This is a genomic window from Shewanella sp. K8, from assembly GCF_028823715.1.
Lineage (GTDB): Bacteria > Pseudomonadota > Gammaproteobacteria > Enterobacterales > Shewanellaceae > Shewanella > Shewanella algae.
In genome coordinates this window covers 1-3,267 of the sequence record NZ_JAPEHY010000075.1, presented here as the reverse complement: position 1 = coordinate 3,267, position 3,267 = coordinate 1, and the positions used below count along the sequence as shown (strand labels likewise).

The 3,267-nt window shown below is 44.6% G+C and carries 2 protein-coding genes; both read right to left on the bottom strand.

Annotated features, from left to right (window positions below; genetic code table 11):
* Positions 1–679: restriction endonuclease subunit S (locus ON072_RS20885; RefSeq protein ID WP_274626180.1), on the bottom strand; the 679-nt coding region annotated here is incomplete at its 3' end.
* Positions 679–3,123: a type I restriction-modification system subunit M gene (locus tag ON072_RS20880; RefSeq protein WP_274626179.1), complete on the bottom strand. Its 2,445-nt coding sequence runs from the start codon at positions 3,121–3,123 to the stop codon at positions 679–681. The genes ON072_RS20885 and ON072_RS20880, both read right to left, overlap by 1 nt.
* Between the last annotated feature and the right edge of the window lie 144 nt (positions 3,124–3,267).

Here is a 3,267-nt window from a genome sequence, read left to right as displayed (position 1 = left end):
TGATGATCTGCTTACGCTCTTTCAGCAGGCTAATTTGCAGCTCTTTGATAGCAATCGCATCGTCGATTTGCGCGGTTTTCTTGTCTAGAAAGTTGGCTATTAGGGTTTGTTCTTCTAGTGAAGGAACAGATATAGTAATCGTCCGCATTTCATCGTATCGAGTAGTCCACAAATCTGCGACTATTCCACGTCCAACACGATAGTACTCCTCAATAAATGCATGACTTTTCAAAAGGTGCTCAGAAAACTTTGGATGTATCCCTTTTGGTTTAAGCACTATATTTATAAGCGATACTGATCCATCTCTGTCAGATACTCCACTAGAACCCTTCCGATCAGAGCGGCTATTTATAACAAAGTCACCCTCTTTTACTAGCTTTCTGTTATCGCCATCTTTTGTTTTGGCCGCATTATCCAATTGAGGTAGAACGCCTTTTTTTGTTACGGAGAGTGCGGGGTAGTCAATGTCTGAAACTTTAGATCTACGCTCATTAAAGCGAGTGCCTAATCGTGTTAATTCCCAAGAGGCAGGTACTCGTCCCAACCATTCAACCCCAGAATCTACATAATCGTCATATTTCGGCATCAACGCTAAACTTTGACTCGGGCTGTCCATGCCCTCGCGCTTCGCGCCAACGGCAGTGCCGTTGTTCAAATTTATTCCCGATAAATTTGTCATTAGGCTTCTCCCTGAACTTCCGCCACTTTCACACCCAAACTCTCTATTCCAAGGATTTGCGCAATAAGACCTTCGGCTTTTTGTTCTAGGTTGATGATGTCGGTTGCGACCTCCTCTAAACTACGCAGCGGTTTATGACGGTAGAAATACTTATTGAAGCTGATTTCATAGCCAATTTTCACTGTATCCAGGTTTATCCATGCTTCATCAATATAAGGCTTCACTTCGTCTAGGAAGTACTGGTAAATGCTTTGCTTCAGCGGGACAGATTCTGTGTCTCGCAGGTCTGAGTTGGTCTCGTAAGTGATGAACTCGCCCTTTTTACCGCCTTCTGTGGTAGGAACGGGGTAATAACCAAAATCGGGCAGGTCAGCGACTTCACACTCATAGCGCTCCAGAAGGTCGTCTAATTTATCACCCGTTAATTTAACTACCTTTTTAACCACTTTCTTGGCGGTTTCGTCATACCAGCTCACCGCGTTTAGGATGGCATTTTTCTCAGGTGCTGAAAGCTTAATAGCATGGGCTTTTAGCAATTTATCAACTTGGGTTTTAAATTTATTGAAGTCATCAAATTCACTGCTACCGATGCCACCCATCAGCGTTTGTGCCGTTTCAAGCAATGCTTTAAGCGCCAGCCAGTGTTTCACATCAAGCAGTTTGGCCTTCGTCTTAGCATTGAGACTGATGTCGTTCTCTTCACACCAAGAAAGAATGTCTTTCTCAATGGATTTCAAGAAGCTCTTTTTCTTTTCAGTACCATAGCCAGTTTTTTCATATACAAGTTCGCCGTGCTCTGCGTACACGTACTCCATCACTTCACTGAGCTGCTTATCAAAACGCAGTGGGGCTATTGCGTCTTGAGTGAACTTGGCTCTGCGGCGATCTGGGCGCTCGATAGTGACTTTGTAATAGCCAAAGTTATCATTACTGAACACCTTGCTGGCGATGCCAACAGGATCATTGTTTGCATCAAGTGCTCTTTCAACATCCTCACATGCGAGGTAAGTATCGGTAATTTCCGTGATGTGCTCAGGCGCAAATTCGCAGTTTTTGTTACCTAAGTTCTTACGCAACTTACGGTATAGCAAGCTGGCATCAATCAGCTGCACCTTGCCTTTTCGTGCCTCAGGTTTATTGTTGTTCAACACCCAAATGTAAGTGGTAATGCCGGTGTTGTAGAACAGGTTATTAGGTAACTGAACGATGGCGTCTAGCATGTCGTTTTCGATGATGAAGCGACGAATGTTACTTTCGCCACCGCCCGCATCACCGGTAAAGAGCGAGGAGCCGTTATGAACAGAAGCAATCCGGCTGCCTAATGGGCTTACGCTCGGATCTTTCATTTTGTTAACCATTTCCATTAAGAAGAGTAGCTGGCCATCACTTGAACGTGGCGTGGCATCCACCACTTCCAGATTTCCCCAATAGTCTTTCAGGCTAACCTTAAAACGTGGGTCAATCACATCACTGCCGTCTTTAATGTGCTTCTGTTCAGACGCCCAACTCTTACCATATGGCGGGTTAGACAACATAAAGTCAAAGCGAGAAGCCGCAAACTCGTCGGTAGACAAGGTTGAGCCTACCTTAATGTTCTCAGGGTTGTTACCTTTGATCATCATGTCCGATTTACAAATCGCGTAAGTCTCGTCGTTGATCTCTTTGCCGTAAAGGTAAACATCACGGCTGTCGTTCGGGTATTTCTCTTCAATGAAGTTTTGAGATTCAGTCAACATACCACCGCTACCACACGCAGGGTCATACACCGTCATGGTTAGCGGTAACTGGTCTTTGACTGGGTCAAACACCAGGTGCGTCATCAATTCAATTACTTCACGTGGCGTAAAATGTTCACCTGCTTCTTCATTGTTTTCTTCGTTGAACTTGCGGATCAACTCTTCGAACACGTAACCCATACCCAGGTTAGTAAGGGCTGGCATCTTGTTACCATCTGGGTCTGCGACCGTTTCATGAGTTAGGTTGATGTAGGGGGAAACAAACTTCTCGACGACATCAAGAAGGACTTGCTTGGAGGCCATGTGACGAATTTGCGACTTGAGGTTAAAGCATTCAATGATTTCTTTAACATTATCGCTAAAGCCAAGCAGGTACTCTTCAAAGTTGGCGAGTAATATCTGTTGGTTATTAGTCGCGGTGTTGAACAGGGATTTCAGCGTCCATTTAGATGTATTGTAAAAGACATAACCACTGGCCGCCTTCAACGGTTCATCATCAAGCTCTGTGGCTTGCATCTCTTCTTTTTGGAACTTTACCTCATCAAGCACGGCTTCTTTGGTAGGTTCTAGTAACGTATCTAAACGTCGTAATACCACCATAGGTAAAATCACATCGCGGTACTTACCGCGAACGTACACATCACGTAAACAGTCGTCGGCAATGTTCCAAATAAATGAAATGAGCTTGTTATGTACTGAATGGTCCATAAGGGTTCCGTAATCCTTGCGTTAAGCCCAGATGCACAATATTGCTCTGGGCCAGATAAATTAGAGTGCCAACCAATCATCGTGACGCAGGGCGTCAATCTGTTGTTGTAGCTGAGTGACTTGCTCTTGCAACGAAAGCACTTT

Bases quoted from the DNA above. Each gene is read 5' to 3' on its own strand.
- ON072_RS20880 (WP_274626179.1), bottom strand. From the start codon at position 3,123: ATGGACCATTCAGTACATAACAAGCTCATTTCATTTATTTGGAACATT.